The sequence below is a fragment of the [Clostridium] colinum genome (assembly GCF_940677205.1).
GTDB lineage: Bacteria > Bacillota > Clostridia > Lachnospirales > CAG-274 > Tyzzerella > Tyzzerella colina.
Window position 1 is genome coordinate 169,595 of record NZ_OW712331.1, and the last position, 18,993, is coordinate 188,587.

12 protein-coding genes, 2 tRNA genes and 1 riboswitch are annotated in these 18,993 nt (G+C 25.6%); of the genes, 12 read left to right on the forward strand and 2 right to left on the reverse strand.

Translation table 11 applies throughout. The annotated features are described in order from the left end of the window. Window positions 1-509: 509 nt before the first annotated feature. The 3 genes from NBW53_RS00800 to tnpA all read left to right on the forward strand — a co-directional run bounded on the left by NBW53_RS00800 (window position 510) and on the right by tnpA (window position 6,267). Window positions 510-3,374 (forward strand): S-layer homology domain-containing protein, encoded by a 2,865-nt coding sequence (locus NBW53_RS00800; protein ID WP_250278231.1) that lies wholly within the window; start codon window positions 510-512, stop codon window positions 3,372-3,374. Between the two features lie 189 nt (window positions 3,375-3,563). Next, window positions 3,564-4,898 carry a leucine-rich repeat protein gene (locus NBW53_RS00805; RefSeq protein WP_250278232.1) on the forward strand — a complete coding sequence of 445 codons (1,335 nt, stop codon included), beginning with the start codon at window positions 3,564-3,566 and terminating at the stop codon, window positions 4,896-4,898. Window positions 4,899-5,802: 904 nt separating this feature from the next. Then, a complete protein-coding gene (tnpA, locus tag NBW53_RS00810; RefSeq protein WP_250278233.1) occupies window positions 5,803-6,267 on the forward strand; it encodes an IS200/IS605 family transposase in 465 nt (154 codons plus the stop codon). A 143-nt stretch (window positions 6,268-6,410) separates the two neighbouring features. On the opposite strand, the gene NBW53_RS00815 is transcribed toward tnpA, so the two are convergent. Both NBW53_RS00815 and NBW53_RS00820 read right to left on the reverse strand, forming a co-directional pair. Beyond that, a complete protein-coding gene (locus NBW53_RS00815) occupies window positions 6,411-7,745 on the reverse strand; it encodes an LCP family protein (protein ID WP_250278234.1) in 1,335 nt (444 codons plus the stop codon). A gap of 216 nt (window positions 7,746-7,961) precedes the next feature. Then, the gene (locus tag NBW53_RS00820; protein WP_250278235.1) at window positions 7,962-9,617 is read right to left on the reverse strand and encodes a glutamine--tRNA ligase/YqeY domain fusion protein; all 1,656 of its coding nucleotides are present in this window, start codon (window positions 9,615-9,617) and stop codon (window positions 7,962-7,964) included. Window positions 9,618-10,035: 418 nt separating this feature from the next. Between NBW53_RS00820 and NBW53_RS00825 the strand changes: the two genes are divergently transcribed. From NBW53_RS00825 to NBW53_RS00865, 9 genes are all read left to right on the forward strand, one after another. Further along, window positions 10,036-10,108: transfer RNA gene (locus NBW53_RS00825), tRNA-Phe, on the forward strand. A gap of 3 nt (window positions 10,109-10,111) precedes the next feature. Next, window positions 10,112-10,184: transfer RNA gene (locus NBW53_RS00830), tRNA-Lys, on the forward strand. A gap of 922 nt (window positions 10,185-11,106) precedes the next feature. After that, complete coding sequence (polA, locus tag NBW53_RS00835; protein WP_250278236.1) at window positions 11,107-13,746, forward strand: DNA polymerase I; 2,640 nt, start codon at window positions 11,107-11,109, stop codon at window positions 13,744-13,746. Next, entirely contained in the window at window positions 13,733-14,338 is a 606-nt protein-coding gene (coaE, locus tag NBW53_RS00840) for a dephospho-CoA kinase (protein ID WP_250278237.1), read from the forward strand. The genes polA and coaE overlap by 14 nt, the downstream gene beginning before the upstream one ends. A gap of 2 nt (window positions 14,339-14,340) precedes the next feature. After that, window positions 14,341-14,910, forward strand: coding sequence for a lytic transglycosylase domain-containing protein (locus NBW53_RS00845; RefSeq protein WP_250278238.1), 570 nt, complete (start codon window positions 14,341-14,343; stop codon window positions 14,908-14,910). Between the two features lie 17 nt (window positions 14,911-14,927). Continuing rightward, window positions 14,928-16,541, forward strand: coding sequence for an ABC transporter substrate-binding protein (locus NBW53_RS00850; RefSeq protein ID WP_250278239.1), 1,614 nt, complete (start codon window positions 14,928-14,930; stop codon window positions 16,539-16,541). Beyond that, on the forward strand, window positions 16,538-17,434 hold the full coding sequence (locus NBW53_RS00855; protein ID WP_250278240.1) for a galactose-1-phosphate uridylyltransferase: 897 nt from the start codon (window positions 16,538-16,540) through the stop codon (window positions 17,432-17,434). The genes NBW53_RS00850 and NBW53_RS00855 overlap by 4 nt, the downstream gene beginning before the upstream one ends. 24 nt (window positions 17,435-17,458) lie before the next feature. Then, entirely contained in the window at window positions 17,459-18,376 is a 918-nt protein-coding gene (locus NBW53_RS00860) for a D-alanine--D-alanine ligase family protein (RefSeq protein ID WP_250278241.1), read from the forward strand. 35 nt (window positions 18,377-18,411) lie between these two features. Then, on the forward strand, window positions 18,412-18,720 hold the full coding sequence (locus NBW53_RS00865; protein WP_250278242.1) for a hypothetical protein: 309 nt from the start codon (window positions 18,412-18,414) through the stop codon (window positions 18,718-18,720). A 47-nt stretch (window positions 18,721-18,767) separates the two neighbouring features. Continuing rightward, a riboswitch (Lysine riboswitch) is annotated at window positions 18,768-18,942 on the forward strand. Window positions 18,943-18,993: the final 51 nt, after the last annotated feature.

Here is an 18,993-nt window from a genome sequence, read left to right on the forward strand (position 1 = left end):
CTAAAAACAAATATAAAAAATCCTATTTATTTTAAATAAATAGGATTTTTTATATTTGAGAATGTAGATAAAGTATATAATATTTCAAGAAAATAGCAAGATTATTTTTTTGATGTAGCATATAAAATTTTGTATTCAAATTAAAAATAAAAATTTATTAAAAATATTTAATTAAATTAAAAAATATAAAAATTATTTAAAATCATATTTTTTATAAAACTTTTAAGGTTAATATTTATAAATTAATTATTATATAAAAAATGTATAAAATAGTTTAAATTAATATTTATATTATAATAAACTTTAAGTAATTTAATTTACAAATTTTGGGATTTTAGTATAATTAATATATTAAAAAAATTAAAGTTATTAATAAAGAAAATTGTAACAAATACGTAATATTTTACTCATTGACAAAATACTATACAGGGTATATTATATAAACATACTTATGATAAAATGAATTGTATATGAGAAGTTAATATTTATTTTTTATGGAGGTTGAAATAATGAAAAAAAATATTTCAAGTAAAATTATTAAAGCTATGGCTATTAGTATGGCTGTTACTATGGGGAGTACAGCTACTATGAGTACAACTGCTTATGCAGAAGAATTACCAGCTGTTAATGAAGATGGAGAAGAGGATGTTGTAAATGTAGCACCAGCACCTAAGGAAAATGATATAATTAATGTTACAACACAAGAAGGGGTAAATTATACTTTTAAAGTAATTACACCAGACAATAATGGAGTTTCTGATGTAGTAGGGGATAGCACAAGCTATGCAGGGACTGTAGATCTTGTTTCTATAGATAATACAGTATCAGATAAAGCAGAAAATAATATTTTTCAAGGAACTTTAGACTCAAAAACTATTAGAGTAAAAGTACTTGATGGAGAAACAAAAACTTATTCGTTTAAAATAACTAAAATAGGTGATGGAACAAACAATTTATCTGGAAATAGTACTACTGCTACAACTATTAAGGCTAACGATATATCAACAGTTCTTACAAGTGATGCTACAGAAATAGGAGCAAATGCTTTTAATGGTGTTACAGTAGAGGGTGATTTAGTATTCCCAGAAATAATTGTTGATAAAGATTTTAAAATAGGTGAGAAAGCTTTCCAAAATGCACATGTAAAAGGCAATTTAGATTTTTCAAGTATAAAAGATAAAACAAACAAAGAAGGTAGTATTGATTTATCTAAACAACCTTTTAAAGGTGATGAAAATAATAAAGGGGTTATGGTTGATGGTTCATTAATTACTTATAAAAATGAAAAACCATTACCTAAAACACATAAATTACAAAACAATGAGTTTGAAAATGTTACAATAGGAAAAGAATTAAAAATAGCAGTTAGTGATACAGATATAAAAGAATTATATAAAAATGCAACAATAGGTAGTGAAGAAACTGAAGAAGTTGAATTAATACGTACTGTTCAAGACTATTTTAAAGAAGGGAATTTAAAAGGAGCAACTATTAACGGTATTGTAAATATTATGCCTAAATTCAACAATGAATTTAATGTTAGAAAAAGTGCTTTTGAAAATTCTAAAGTATATCAGTTAAATATTAAATCTCAAACAAAAGATAGAATGTTTAAAAGTGTAGATGATGCATTTAAAAATGCAATTATTGAAAATATTAATATAGAATTTGATAATGTTAAGTTTGAAGACAAAGGTTTCTTTAGAGGAGCAACTATCAAAAATTTAGGTAATATCTCTAAAGAATCTATTATACCAACTGCTTTATTAAAAGGTGTAACAGTACCATCTGATATATTTCTTGAAAAAGTAACAAAAATTGAAAAAGATGCATTTGATGTAGCTAATACAGAAACAGTTAATATTTACTTACCAACTTATGAAAAAAATACAGTTACAATAGATGCTAATGCTTTTGGAGATGAAAACGGAGCACCAATTAATTTAGTAGTACCTTTTAATACTTCTCAAGAAGATATAGAGGCACTTAAAAATCATTTAACAAATAAAAATGTTAAAATTTCAAATCAAAAAGCTATTGTTGATGGGTATATTTTTGAAGTAGGTAATAAAGATAATGAAGTTACATTAGTAGATTTTCAACCAGTTGCAAGAGCTAGAAGAGAGGTAGCTTCATTTAATAACGGAACATTAAACTATGAAAACAAAGAATATAAATTAACACAAATAGGTAACGGAACTAATCCTATAACCACTTTAACAGATGAAGCTTTAAAAGGCCATACAGATAATGTAACAACTATAGCAGATAATGCATTTAAAGGAAATACAAACATTACAAATGTAAACTTTAAAAATGTTACAACTGTAGGAGCTAGTGCATTTGAAGGTGCATCTAAAGTAACAACTGTTGAATTACCTAAAGTTACAAACATAGAATCTAAAGCATTTGCAGATACTGATGTTCGTACAGCTAATTTAGGTAAAGAAGCAACAAGCACTTCTGTAGCATCAGATATATTTACAGGAGTTAAAAACCTTGATAAAGTTGAAACTAATAGTGAAAGTAAAAATACTATTATATCAGCAGTTAATAATTCCAGCTCAAATAATGTAACAGTTGCTAATGGTAATAATACAGAAACAGTAAAACCAAGCAACCCAAGTGGTGGTGTTTCAACAGATGGTTCAGGTTCAAGCTCAACAGGCTCTTATGATAATGGTAGTGGAGCTAACATAGGTGTTACTAACAATAATAATACGACAGAAAACAATACAAACACAGAAAATAATCAAACAGTTGTAGAAGATAAAAAACTTACATTAGATATTATTAAATTACCTAGTGTAGAAGGTGAAGCTAAAGCATTTGGAGATGTTTCTGCTAATCATTGGGCAAAAGCTCATATTGATAAATTATCTAAAGCAGGTATTATAAACGGTTCAAATGGAAACTTTAATCCTAATGGTCAAACAAAACGTGCAGATGTTACAGTTATGCTTGTTAATCTTTTAGGATTACAACCACAAGCTAACAATAAATTTACAGATGTTAATCCTTCTGCATATTATGCACCATATGTAGGAACTGCATCTACGTATGGTATAGTAAATGGGTCTAACGGTATGTTTAAACCAGAAAGTATAATATCTAGACAAGATACAATGGTTATGATAGCACAAATATTAAAATCATTAGATTTAGATGTTAATGCAGATGCAAGTGTATTAAATAAATTTAACGATTCAAATGAAATATCATCTTATGCAAAAGAAAGTGTAGTTATATTAGTTAACTCAGGTATTATATCTGGAAATAACGGTAAATTAAACCCTACTGCTCCTGTTACTAGAGCAGAAATGGCTACTATAATGTCTAAATTATATGATACTTTACTTTCAATTAATAAATAATATATAAAAAATAAAAAAGCCTAATTAATTAGGCTTTTTTATTTTTATATGATTAGTATCAACATAAAAATAAAATTTTAGTAAATTAGTATGATATAAATATTGACAAAATAATATAATAGGTGTATTATATTATTGTAAACTTTATTTATAAAGTATATGTAAACAATATTTAAGGAGGTAAAGATAATGAAGAAAAATTTATCTAAAAAAACTATTAAAGCTATGGCAGTTTGTATAGCTCTTTTAGGTAGTACTGTAGCTATGAGTGGAAGTGTTTATGCAGAAGAAGCAAGTGCTATCTTAGAGGCTGAAAGTGAAAATCTTAATAAAGTACATGAAATAGATAATATAAGTAATGTTGCAACAGAAGATGAAGGTACTTTAGAAGTAGTAACTAGTAATGGTGTTGTAAATATTATGCCTAAAGAGAGTGGAAAATTTGAAGTAAAAGAAAATGCATTTAAAAACTCTACAATAAGATCTATAAATATTAAGCCTCAAAAAGAGAATACAATATTTGAAAGTAAGGAAAATGCTTTTGAAGGAGCAACTATTTTTACTTTAAAAATGGATTTAAAAAATGCTAAGTTTGGAAGTGAAGGCTTTTTTAAAGGAGCTACTATTAACATAATAAGTAGACTTTCTGAAGAAAAGATTATCCCAGCAAATATATTCAAGGGTGCAATAATACCTTCTTATGTATATATTGAACCAACAAAAATCGAAAAAGATGCTTTTGATGTAGCTAATGAAGATACAGTTAATATTTTATTAGGAAATTATGAAAAAGGTAAAATAGATATAGATCCTGATGCTTTTGGAACAAATGCAAAAATTAATTTAGTATTACCTTTCAATACTAGTAAAGAAGAGGTAAAAGAAATTAAAGAAAACTTAAATAACAAAAGTGTTACTATTTCATATTTTGAATTATTAGTTGATGGATTTATGTTTGAAAGATCAAATGATAATGAAATGACATTGGTAGGAACATATCTTCCGGTACCTGGAGGAGAAAAAAATTCAAATGAGCTTAAATTTGAAAATGGTAAACTTATAATAGAATCAGAAGGAAATAAAACAACTTATACTTTAACTAAAATAGGTGATGGAACTAAAGCTCTTACTACATTAACAGATGAGAAGTTAAAAGACCATATAGATAATGTAACAACTATATCTAATAATGCATTTAAAGGGAATAAAAATATTACAAATTTAAAATTTAAAAATGTAACAACTGTAGGTGCTAGTGCATTTGAAGGTGCATCTAAATTAACAACAGTTAAATTACCTAGAGTTACAAATATACAATCTAAAGCATTTGCTGATACAGATGTTCGTACAGCTAATTTAGGTAAAATAGCAACAAATACTTCTGTAGCATCAGATATATTTACAGGAGTTAAAAACCTTAATAAAGTTATAACTAATAGTGAAAGTAAAAATACTATTATAGATGCAGTTAATAATTCTAGCTCAAATAATGTAACAGTTAATAATGAAATACATAAACAGTAAAGCTAATTACCCCAAATTGTGGTGGAGCAATAGATAGTGGTTCGCGGATCTTCAAGTAGCTACTTATAATAATGATAGTTGAGCTAATATAGGTGTTATGGGTTACAAAAATAACAACACAAACACTACAATAAACAATTAATCAGACAGTTGTAGAAAATAAAAAACTTACATTAGATACTATTAAATTACCTAGCATAGGAGGATAAGCTAAAATATTTGGATATTTTTATGCTAATCATTGTGCAAAATCCTATACTGATAAATTATCTACTGCATATTTTATAAATGAAGTAGGTGGAAACTTTGAACCTAATGGATGAACAAAATCTGTAGTTGTTACAGTTATGTTTATTAATCTTTTAGGAATAAACCATAATTTAACAATAAATTTATAGATGTTAATTCTTATACATATTATGAACCATATTTAGTAACTAAATCTACTTATGAAATAGTAACAAAAAGTGTAATATTTAGACAAGATATGGATATGATAGCTTAGATATTAAAATCATTAGGTTTAAATATTAATACATATATAACTGTATTAAATAAATTTAATGATATAAATCAAGTTTATAGTTATACAAAAGAAAGTATAGCTATTATTAATTTAGGTATTTTAGTATGGAAAAAATGTAAATTAAACATTACTAGATCAGACTAATATAATGTCTAAATTATATTACACTTTAAATTCTAAACAATTAAAAATACATAATTTAAAATAGTATTAGTATGAACTTTATATACTAATACTATTTTTTTGTCGCCGAATAGGCTTGATTAAACCACCAGCTATGCTGGTGGTAGGTAAAAACTCTTATAGAAAAGTAAAAACCTCCTATGATAGAATATAATTGGTCTGGCAACCAAAAATAAAATAATAGGAGGTTTTGTCATGAAAGACATAAATAGTTTATCACATTCTAAATGGAGATGCAAATATCATATAGTATTTGCACCAAAATATAGGAGACAAGAAATATATGGAAAAATAAAAGCAGATATAGGGAAAATATTAAGAATGCTGTGTGAAAGGAAAGGAGTTAAAATAATAGAGGCAGAAGCTTGTAAAGACCATATACATATGTTAGTAGAAATACCACCACATTTAAGTGTATCACAATTTATGGGGTATTTAAAAAGTAAAAGTAGCTTAATGATATTTGATAGGCACGCAAATTTAAAGTATAAATATGGGAATAGGCATTTTTGGTGTAGAGGATATTATGTAGATACAGTAGGTAGAAATCAAAATGCAATAAAAGAATACATAAAAAATCAATTAGAAGAAGATATAGCAAATGACCAAATAAGTTTAAAAGAATATATAGACCCATTTATGGGTAGACAGAGTAAGTAGGCAAAAAAATAGCCACTTTTAGTGGCAGCCAAGAAATAGTAATGTAATTGTCAGACCATTCAGTGCCTCTTTAGAGGCTTACAACAAGAAAAAAGCCCTTATAGGGCTTGAGCAAACCACACGTTTAACGGGTGGTTTTGATTTTATTCACTTGTGCTAGTGCTGGTATCTTCTTTTATGCTATCTTCAGTACCTAAAACAATAGTTATATCATAGCCAAATTCAGATACTTTTTGTGGATTAACCACTATTTTAGCATTATTGAAATATTTTTGTAAGTCATTACCTTCTCCAACTTTGCTAACATATATTTTAGTTTCTTTAGACTTAGCAGATGAAGAATCACCTATTTTACCTACAATGTACCCATTATTTTGAAGAAGTTCTTTAGTTTTTCCAGCTAATCCTGAGGTATAGCTACCGTTTAAAACTTGAATAGATTTATCAAAGCTATCTTCATATACAATGTCCTCTGGTTTTACAGTTGGTTTTTTAAACATTTCATATGCAAACTCTTTTACTTGTTGGTCATCAACTATTACAAAAGATACTCCATTTATATTTTTAGGAGTACAAGGGAGAGTATAATTTTGAATAGCATTAACATCTATTTCTTTTATTTCATTTACATATTTTAAGGCATCAGATAATGTAAAGTTTGTATCTATATATTCGGTTAATGTTGTAAGATAAGCTTTAGGGTTAGATATAATAGAATCTAGGCTAAGTATTTTCTCAAAAAATACTTTCATAAATGCTTGATGAACTTCTACCCTTTTTAAATCGCCTTGAGGATATGTTCTAAAACGTAAAAGTTGTTCAGCTTTTTTACCATCTAAAAGTTGCACTCCAGGTTTGAGATTTATATATAAATCTTGAGTTGGGTCAGAGTAATACATTCTTTGAGGAACATCAAATTCTATACCACCAACAGAATCTATTATATATCTAAAGCCTTTAAGGTTAAAATGCACATAATAGTCTATTTCTACGTCTAGTAAGTCTTCTAAATATTTTTCTAAAAATTCCATACCACGGTCTTTACCATAGTTAGGTATAGCATTTATCTTTTTAAAAGAAGGGTTATCCCCTTTAATGCTAGGTTCGTTTTGTACCATAACTTCCCACATATCATCAGGGATACTAACTTTGATGTCCCTAGGTATAGATACTAAAGTTATTTGATTATTTACAGAATTATAACCAACAAGCATTATACCGTCTGTTCTGCCTTCTCCTTCGTCTGTACAAGCTATAAGAGCTAATGTTCTTTCTGGAGCTTGAGGTGCAACTTTTTCTACTACTTTATTTACGATACTATTATTTGTTTTAGTGTTATTATCACTTGTCATAAAAGCATATACAAAAAAGCATATTAGCCCTATAAAATATATTGTAAGTATAGAAAAAACTATTGTAAAAAACTTTTTAACTAAGCTTTTTTTCTTTTGTTTTTTATTTTTTCTTTTATTTTTCATATTTCCTCCAATTATATTTTAGAAATAATAATAAAGTTAAAAATATATGTAAAACAATAATTTTCCTTACTAAAAATTATTTAGAATAAGGGATATAAGCATTATAAAATTGTTTTTATAATGCTTATATCAAAAGTAATATAGTTAATAAATACAATTTATAAGTATAAAATCTTAATAATTATAATAGAAATTTATTAATTTATATTATAAAAATCAAGGTTTAAAAGAGCTTTTTAAAGAAACAATTCTGTTAAATACAAGGTTGTTTTTATCAAAATACTTATTATCTGCAACAAAATATCCATTTCTTATAAATTGAAATCTATCCATTTTGTTTGCCGAAAGAATAGAAGGTTCTATATAAGCATTATTTAATGTAACTAAAGAATTAGGATTTTCTATAAGCTCTTTTTCATCTTCAGATGGCATAACTAAGCTATCGTATAAGTTTACAGTAGCTTTAACGGCGTGTTTTGCAGATACCCAATGGATTGTTCCTTTTACTTTACGTCCAGTAAAGCCAGAGCCACTTTTTGTTTCTGGGTCATAAGTACATCTAAGCTCGATAATATGGCCATTTTCATCTTTTATAACTTCATTACACATTATAAAGTAAGCTCCTTTAAGCCTAACTTCTTTACCAACAGAAAGTCTAAAAAACTTTTTAGGTGCATCTTCTAAAAAATCTTCTCTTTCTATATAAAGCTCACGAGAAAACATAACTTCTCTGTTACCTAGTTCTTCATTTTCTGGGTTATTTTCAATAATTAAAGTTTCTTCAGTGTCTTCTGGATAATTTGTTATAACAACTTTTATTGGGTCTAACACTGCCATAACAACATTTACTTTAGCTTTTAAATCTTCTCTTATACAGTATTCTAACTGAGCCGTATCTACAACACTAGATGCTTTAGACACACCAACCATTTGACAAAAGTTTTTTATAGACTCAGGCGTGTATCCTCTTCTTCTAATACCAGATAAAGTAACAAGACGAGGGTCGTCCCAGCCATCTACTTTCCCTTCTTCTACAAGTTGTCTTAAATATCTTTTACCCATAATTGTGTTAGATAAATTAAGTTTTGCAAATTCTATTTGTCGTGGTTTTATTTTAAAGTCTAGCTCGTTTATAAACCAGTCATATAAAGGACGGTGGTCTTCAAATTCCATTGTACAAATAGAATGAGTTATTTCTTCAAAGGCATCTTCAAGAGGGTGAGCAAAGTCATACATAGGATATATACACCATTTATCACCTGTTTTATGGTGAGGAATATGAGCTATTCTATATATAACTGGGTCTCGCATATTTATATTAGGCGAAGACATATCTATTTTTGCTCTTAAAGTTTTTTCGCCGTCTTTAAATTCACCATTTTTCATTTTTTCAAAAAGTTCTAAATTTTCTTCTATAGAACGGTTTCTGTAAGGACTTTCTTCACCAGGACTATTTAAAGAGCCTCTTTTTTCTCTAATTTGTTCTGGTGTTAAATCACAAACAAAGGCTTTACCTTTTTTTATAAGCTGTACAGCACAATCATACATTTTATCAAAATAGCTAGAAGCAAAATAAAGTCTATCTTCCCAATCAAACCCAAGCCATTTAATATCCTCTTTTATTGAACGTACAAATTCATCATCTTCTTTAGCAGGGTTTGTGTCATCAAAACGAAGATTACATTTTCCACCATAATAGTTTGCAAGTCCAAAGTTTAAACAAATACTTTTGGCGTGTCCTATATGAAGATAGCCATTTGGTTCTGGTGGAAATCTAGTGTGTATTTTATTAAGATTTCCCTCTAAATCTTTTTGTATATAGTTATGTATAAAATTGCCAGTTTGAGATAAGGCATTATTTTCATTTTCCATAATAAAATCCTCCTAAGTTAAAAAGACTTACTTTCAAAGTCGTAATAATAAAATAATGTTTTGCAATGTGGGCATATACCAAATTTCATAATTTTATCATTATTTTCATTAGAAAGTTTAAAATCTAAATTTATTTTTATATTATTACCAGTTTTTTCACAAATATGATTTTCAAAATAATAATTTTTACTTTTTTAAAATTATTATCATTTAACATAATGTCTTTTAGGTTATCTAAAAGGTCCATTTTATACTAACCTCCATATATTGACTATTAATTTATTATTATATTATAAACATATAAAAAGGTCAAATTTTTTTATATTTTAAGCACTAGAAAAATTTTTTTGAAAAAAATGCAAAAAAGTATTGACATATTTAAAAATATAATATATAATTGACTTTGTCGTTAAGGCAAGCCCAGATAGCTCAGTCGGTAGAGCAGAGGACTGAAAATCCTCGTGTCGGCGGTTCGATTCCGTCTCTGGGCATATGGGTTACTAGCTCAGTTGGTAGAGCACTGGACTTTTAATCCAGGTGTCCCGGGTTCGAGCCCCGGGTAACTCACTTTAAAAGGGGCGTACGCGATTAGCGTATGCTTTTTTTATATATAAATATAAGCCTATGAGTGTAAAAAATAATGGTTGTATACTGTATTTAGTGATAAAAATAAAAAAATTTAATGTCAAATATATAGACTAAAATACATATAAAAATAAATGATATATTTAATATGAATAATAGTAGTTATTAAAGTAGAATTATGTACATTATATAGCATTTGCACCAAAATATATGATATAATTAAACATATTGAGAATATTAAGAAAACTTTGTAAATAAAACGGCTTATAAATAATAAAAATTTAAAGTATATAAAGATTATATACATACTTAGCAGGTATATCACTAAAATATAGGGTAGAAAATTAGTAATTATATTTGAGATAAGTTTTTAGGAGGTATAAAATGAAATTACTAAAATATATTTTAATAATTTTTAGTATTATAACAATTATAATACCTTTTTTAAAATTACAATTTAATATCGATATTAATAGCTATTTTCTTATTACATATTATATAATATTTTCAATTTTAATTATTTATTATACTATTAAAAGTAATAAAGAATATAAATTTAAAAAAAATATTTTAATTATAATGCCTATAATGTTTATTGTTTCACTTTTTATAGTATATTGTATATTATTAAAAATTCTTAATAAATAATAAATAAAGATAGAATAAAATTTATATAACTTTAGACAATAGGTATAACAAAAATTATATCTATTGTCTAAAGTTATATTTTAATGTTTTTAATAAATTTAAATATTTGTTATGTAACTTGTTAATAGTTTAAAATATTTATTTATAAATTTATGGATATATTTTTTAGTTTATGTTAAAATTACTTATAACAAAAGTAAATATAAACACAATAATTTGTTTTACATAGATATTTAAAATTTTTAAGGAGAATAAAATGGAAAAATTAATGCTAATAGATGGTCATAGCATAATGAATAGAGCTTTTTATGCAATACCGATTTTAACAAATAAAGAAGGGCAATATACAAATGCTATATATGGATTTTTAAATATATTATTTAAACTTATAGAAGAAGAACAACCTACATATATAGGGGTTAGTTTTGACTTGCCTAAACCAACTTTTAGACATTTAAAATATAGCGAATATAAAGGTAATAGAAAAAAGACACCAGAAGAGCTAAGAAGTCAAATACCTTTAATAAAAGAAATTTTAAAAGCAATGAATGTTGTTATATATGAAAAAGAAGGCTATGAAGCAGATGATGTTTTAGCAACTGTTGCAAAAAAAGCCGAACATTTAGGAATATATCCTATAATTGTAAGTGGAGATAGAGATTTACTACAAATAGCTACAGATAATATAAAAATAAAAATTCCCAAAACAAAAGCAGGCAAAACAGAAATAGAAGATTATTTTGCAAAAGATGTAATAGAAAAATATAGTGTAACACCACAAGAATTTATAGAAGTAAAAGCACTTATGGGAGATACTTCAGATAATGTGCCAGGGGTGCCTTCTATTGGTGAAAAAACTGCTATAAAAATCATTACTGAATATAAAACAGTTGAAAATGCGATAGAAAATGCACCAAATATTAAGCCTAAAAAAGCAGGAGAAAATATTTTACAATATAAAGAACAAGCCTTATTAAGTAAATATTTAGTTACAATAGATACAGAAGTTCCTATTGAATTTTTATTAAAAAAGACAGAAGATATTTTTAACCAAGAATTTTTTAAACAATGTGAAAAATATGAGTTAAAGACTATTTTATTAAAATTTAAACAAAGTTCTAAACAAGAAGAAGTATTAGAGTTTAAATTGATAGAAAATATAGATAAGGCTAAGGAATATTTTAATGGTCTAAACAAAGATGAAGAAATAGCTTATAAAATAATTTATGATAACAATATATTTGTTGGTATAAGCTTTACAACTAAAAATGATGTAGGTACTTTTATAAAAGTTTCAAATGATATAGAAAAAAATGAAATTTTAAATATATATAAAACATTTTTTGAAGAAGATTATAAAAAAATAACAATAGATGCTAAAACGGATATTATATTTTTAAATAAAAACAATATAAAATTAAATAATTTAATATTTGATGCTATGATAGGTGCTTATATTTTAAACCCTAGTAAAAATAAATATGAATATAATCACATAGCAGAGGAATTTTTAAACAAAAATTATGATGATAAAGACGAACTTTTAGGTACTAGAAAATCTAAAAAATTTATATATGATATAGATGAAAAAGATTGGTTTAATTATTGTGTAAGACAAAGCTATGTAGCTTATGAAACAAAGCCTATAATAAGCAAAAAAATAGAAGAAAATAACCAACAAGAGCTTTTTTATAATATAGAAATGCCTCTTATTGAAGTTTTGGCAAGTATGGAACTTTATGGAATAAAAGTATCTAAACAAGAGCTTATACAATACCAACAAGAGCTTAATGAAGAAATAGAAAAACTTACAAAAGAAATATACTGGTTAGCAGGTGAAGAATTTAATATAAATTCATCAAAACAGCTAGGAGAAATAATTTTTGATAAATTTAACTTAAAAGGTGGAAAAAAAACAATAAGAGGTTGGTCTACATCAGCAGATGTGTTAGAAAAAATATATGACCAACACGAAATAATACCTAAAATATTAGTATATAGAACATATGCAAAGCTTAAAAGCACATACGCAGATGGGTTATTAAATGTATTAGATGAAAAAACAAGCAGAATATATTCAAACTTTAATCAAACTGCAACGGCAACAGGTAGAATAAGTAGCACCGAACCTAATTTACAAAATATACCTATAAGAATAGAGCTTGGACATAAAGTTAGAAAAGTGTTTAAACCAGAAGAAGAGCATATATTTATAGATGCAGACTATTCTCAAATAGAGCTTAGAGTTTTAGCACATTTATCTCAAGATGAGCATCTTATAAAAGCCTTTAACGAAGGGCAAGATATTCATAAAATAACAGCTTCTAAAGTATTTAATAAACCATTAGAAGAGATTACAAGCTTTGAAAGAGGAGCGGCTAAAGCTATAAATTTTGGTCTTATATATGGTAAACAAGCTTTTTCTTTATCTCAAGACTTAGGAATAACAAAAAGTAAAGCAGAAGAATATATAAATGATTATTTTGATAAATATCCTAAAATAAAACAATTTTTAGATAGAACAGTAGAAGAAACAAAAGAGACAGGATATACTAAAACAATGTTTAACAGAATAAGATATGTACCAGAGATAAATTCTTCAAATTTTGTTCAAAGAGGTGTTGGTCAAAGAATAGCTATGAACACACCTATACAAGGTACGGCGGCAGATATTATAAAAATAGCAATGGTAAAAGTATATAACCGTATAAAGAAAGAAGGTCTAAAATCTAGATTAATTTTACAAGTACATGATGAGCTTTTAATAGAAACATATAAAGGTGAAGAAAGTATTATAAAAACTATATTAAAAGATGAAATGGAAAATGCTATAAATTTCTCTGTAAAACTTCTTATAGATATAAATGAGGGTGAAAACTGGTATGACACAAAATAGACCAAGGATAATAGGACTAACAGGAGGAACAGGCTGTGGCAAAACAACAGTCTGTTCTATCTTAACAAAATATAATGCTTATATTATAGATGCAGATAAAATAGCTCATAGTGTTATTGAAAAAGGAAAAGAAGCTTATTTTGAAATAATAGATTATTTTGGAAATAGCATTTTAGATGAAGATAACCAAATAATAAGAAAAAAACTAGGCGAGATAGTTTTTAGTGAAAAAGAAAAGCTTAAATATTTAAACAATATAACACATAAATATATTATTAAAGAAATAACAAATATTATAAACATAAAAAAAAATGATAAAAAATATAATTATATAGTTATAGATGCACCTCTTTTGATAGAAACAAACTTACATAAAATAGTAGATAGTGTATGGATTGTTCACTGTTCTTTAGAAACTAGAATAAAAAGGCTAAAAAAAAGAGACAATTTACCAGTAGATATTTTATCAAAAAGGATAAATAGCCAAACTAGTTTTGATGAAAATAAAAAATTTGCTAATTTTATTATATTTAATGAAGAAGGGGCTAACCTTGAACAGATTATAAAACAACAATTAAAAAAGGAAATTTGACAATGGTTTATTTTTTAGATGGTAAAAAGATAACAAAAGCTTTAAAACTTATAATATTTTTTATTATATTAATATTTTTAGCAAATGGTATTATAAATTATATATTACCTATAAAATATGAACGTATAATAGAAAAATATGCAAAAAAGTACAATATAGAAAAAAGCCTTGTATTTGCAGTTATAAATGCAGAAAGTAGGTTTAATAAAAATGCAGTATCTAATAAAGGTGCAATAGGACTTATGCAAATAATGCCAGAAACAGGAGAATGGCTTGCAAAAAAAATAGATATAAAAGAATTTTCAGAAAATATGCTATATGACCCAGAAACAAATATAAAATTAGGCACTTATTATCTTAGTTATCTTTTAGAAAAATTTGAAGATGAAACATTAGCTTTATGTGCTTATAATGCAGGTAGCACTAATGTTTATAGGTGGCTTAATAATGAAAAATATACAAAAGATGGGAATATACACACCATACCATTTAAAGAAACAAATAATTATGTAAAAAAAATAGATATAATGAAAAAAGGATATAATATTTTATTTAAAATTAATATATTATAAAATATTTTGGAGGGTATATGAAAATATACAAAAGACTTTTAATTATGCTTATTTGTATTATTTTAGTAGGCTGTGAAAATGATGATAAAACAAATACTCAAAATAATACAAAACAAACTAACAATGCAGAAAAAAACGAAGATAAAAGCCAGCCACAAGATAATAAAAAAGTGGCAATAGAAGGTGGAGAGCTTATACTTTCTATGCGTATGCCAAAAACATTAAATCCTTTAATAAATGAAGATGTAACAGTTGATAATATATTAAAAATTATGTTTGAGCCACTTTTTAGCATAGATAGTGAAACTTTAAAGCCAACGCCTAATCTTGCTAGCTCTTATTCTATTTCTGAAGACGGTAAAACAGTATATATAAATATGAGGACAGATATATACTGGCACGATGGAAGCCCAGTAACAGCCACAGATGTTGTTTTTTCATTAGATACCATAAAAGCCACACCTACATCTTTATATACAAATGTTTTAAACAAGGTAGCATCATATAGTAGCAAAGGGAGCCAAGTTATCATAAACTATACAGAGCCTTATAGTTTTTTTATGCATAATTTGTGTTTTCCTATTATACCAAAGCATTATTATAAAAATAATTTAGATATAGAAAATAGCAAGAGCTTAAAGCCTTTAGGTAACGGAAGTTTTAAATATTCTAATTATAGGTTAGCAAATGAACTTATTTTGGAAAAGACAACGTCTTTTAAAGGTAAACCATATATAAACACAATAAAAGTGATTATAACATCAGATAGTCAAACAGATTTATATGCTTTTGAAAAAAATATAATAAATAGTATTTCTATTGATTTTTCTGATTGGGGTAACTTAAATTATAAAAGAGAAAAGATAAGCACAGGTATAACAACAAATAACTTTGAGTATTTAGGATTTAATTTTGAAAAAGATATATTTAAAAATTTAGAGCTTAGAAAAGCTATAGCTTATTCTATACCTAAAGATGAAATAATAAATAATATATATTTAGGAAATGGGCAAAAAACTTTATCGCCTATAAATCCAAAATCTTTTTTAGCTTATAAAGAGCTAGAAAAATATGATTATAGTATGCAAAAATCTATAGAGGCTTTAGGAAAAGCAAATTTAACAAAAGAGCAGATAAATTTTACATTATTAGTAAATGAAGAAAATAAAGAAAGAACAGAAACAGCAGAGCTTATGCAAAAAAGGTTAAATCAGGTAGGCTTAAACATTGAGATAATAAAAAAGCCTTTTGAAGAATATAAAAAAGATTTAGAAGATGGTAATTTTGATATGTTTTTAGCTGGTATAGACTTTGGGATAGTACCTAATTTTCAAAGCTTTTTAATGTCTTCTGGAACTGGTGAAGGAGGTATTAATTACCAAAACTTTACAGATGCTACAATGGACTTTTTAATAGGCGAAATGTACATTGCAACTTCAGAAGAAAAATTTATGAATGCGTGTGTAAATATGCAAAAGTATTTTTCAGAGCAACTACCAGTGGTAGGTATATTTTTTAAAGAACAAATACTTCTTACAGATTATACTGTAAATGGAGAAAAAAAACCTAATATTTATAACCAATTTAATAATATAGAAAAATGGTATATAGAACAGGAAGTGGATAATTGATTAGAAAAAATTTTTTGACTGGAGAATATGTTATTTTTTCTCTAGATAGAGTAAAAAGGCCACAAAATATTAAAAAAGATATACTTACAACACCTATTAAGTTTTGCCCATTTTGCACAGAAAATAAACATATGATATCTGAACCTATATATAGAAGCTTTAATGATGAAATACGCTTAATATATAATAAATATCCTATAATATCAGATATAAATGAAAATTATGGAGTCCATTATGTATTGATAGATACAAAAAGCCACGAAAAAAGCATAATAAATTATACAGATGAGCATATGTTTTATTTAATGAAATCTATAAAAGATATATTAAATATTTTATATAAAGATAAAAATCTTAAATATGTACAAATATTTAAAAATCAAGGTAGAAATGCAGGAGCATCTCAGTCTCACTCTCATTGGCAAATTTTAGGCTTATCTATTTTGCCTAATAAACAAAAATATATGATAGACGTATTAAATAAATATGAAAAAGAAAATAAAAAATGTTATTTTTGTAGTAATAATTTTGATGAAAACATAGTATATGAAAACAATGAGTTTTTAGCTTTTTGTCCAGAAGATTGTTTATATTGTTATGAAATAAATATTATACCCAAAAAACATATTACAAGTATTAGATACTTAGATGACACAATGCTAGAACAACTAGGAATTATATTAAAAAAATGTTTGATAAAGTTAAATTTAATATACATTAATTTAGACTATAATATTTGTGTATATAATGGATTTAAAGAAGAAGATGAATATCACTTTTTTATACAAATTATACCAAGGATAGGCAATTTAGCAGGGTTTGAATTTTCTACTGGTATGTTTGTAAACTCTGTTTTACCAAAAGAAGCAGCAAAATCTTTAAGAGAAATATAAATGTTATAGTTTTGGAGGGATAAAATGAAAACGAATCTTATGATTTTAAAAGGTGGAACTTCTTTAGAAAGGGAAATATCTTTAAAATCTTTTGAAAATGTTATGCAAAATATTGATAAAAAAAAATATAATATATTAGATATAGATGTAAAAGATATAGATATATTAATTGAAAATATAAAAAATTTTAAACCTCATATAGTTTTAAATCTTATACACGGTGGTATGGGCGAAGATGGTACTATACAATCGTTATTATCATTATTAAATATAAAATATGTAGGTAGTAAAGCACTATCTAGTGGTATATGTATGGATAAAAATATCTCCAAAACTATATTAAAAGCTAACAATATACCAGTTATAGACTATGTTTATATTAAAAAAGATGAAAATCCATATTTATATAAAGTAGACATAGATGAACTAATGTATCCAGTTATAGTAAAACCTAATAAAGGTGGGTCTAGCATAGGGATAAAGATAGCTAAAAATATAGAACAAGTATTTGAAGCTATAGAAAGTATAAAAAAATTAGATGATGATATTTTAATTGAAAAATTCATATCTGGTAAAGAAGTAACTTGTAGTATAGTACAAAACAAGGAAGGTTTATATGTATTATCTATATTAGACATTAATACAAATAGTGATATTTTTGACTATAGCGCTAAATATGATAAAGAAACTAACATAGATTTTTCAAATTTACCTAACTTTTTACAAACAATGATAAAAGAAGTAGCAAAGAAAGTGTTTAATGTTTTAAAATGTGAAGGCTATGTAAATATAGATTTTATAATAAAAGAAGATGATATATACGTTTTAGAAATAAATACTATACCTGGATTTACAAATAAAAGCTTGTTACCTAAAGCACTTATGCTTTGTAACAAAAGTTTTACTGATTTTTTAGATGAGATAATAGAATTTGCTATGTAAAAAGGAGCTTTATGAAACGAAAGATAACAATATTTATGAGTATTTTATTTATAATAGGTCTTTTTGTTTTACCTATTATAACCCTTGATAAATATAATTCTAACATCAGAATATCTGGTAATGGAACAATTGGAATTAATAAAGTAAGTAGTAAAAAACATAAAGAAACATATATAAATAGTAACCAAAATAGCAATTATTCATATAATAAAAATAAAGATATAGATTATTTTTTAATAGCAATTATATGTTTAGCACTAGCTACTATTTTTACTGCAATATTAATTATAATTTTAATTATTTTTTTAGTTTTAAAATATAAAAATAAGTATAAAATGCTTTAAACCTAATATAATATATTGACATAAAAAAATTAAAATGTTATTATATAAAAAATGATAGAGGTGCATTTTTTATTAGTAAGTATGTAGATGTATTTAGGTACAAAAGAAATATACCAAAAGGGAAAAATGCCGAAGGTTTAAAACACCTAAATGTTTTAAACCTGGTTGTGCAGGTTAATAGCCGTATGACTGTCGTCTTTATGACGGAGAGCTATCTGAAGAAAACAATTGTATCCTTATTAGCCTTTTTGGGTTAGTTTTTATAAATTTTCA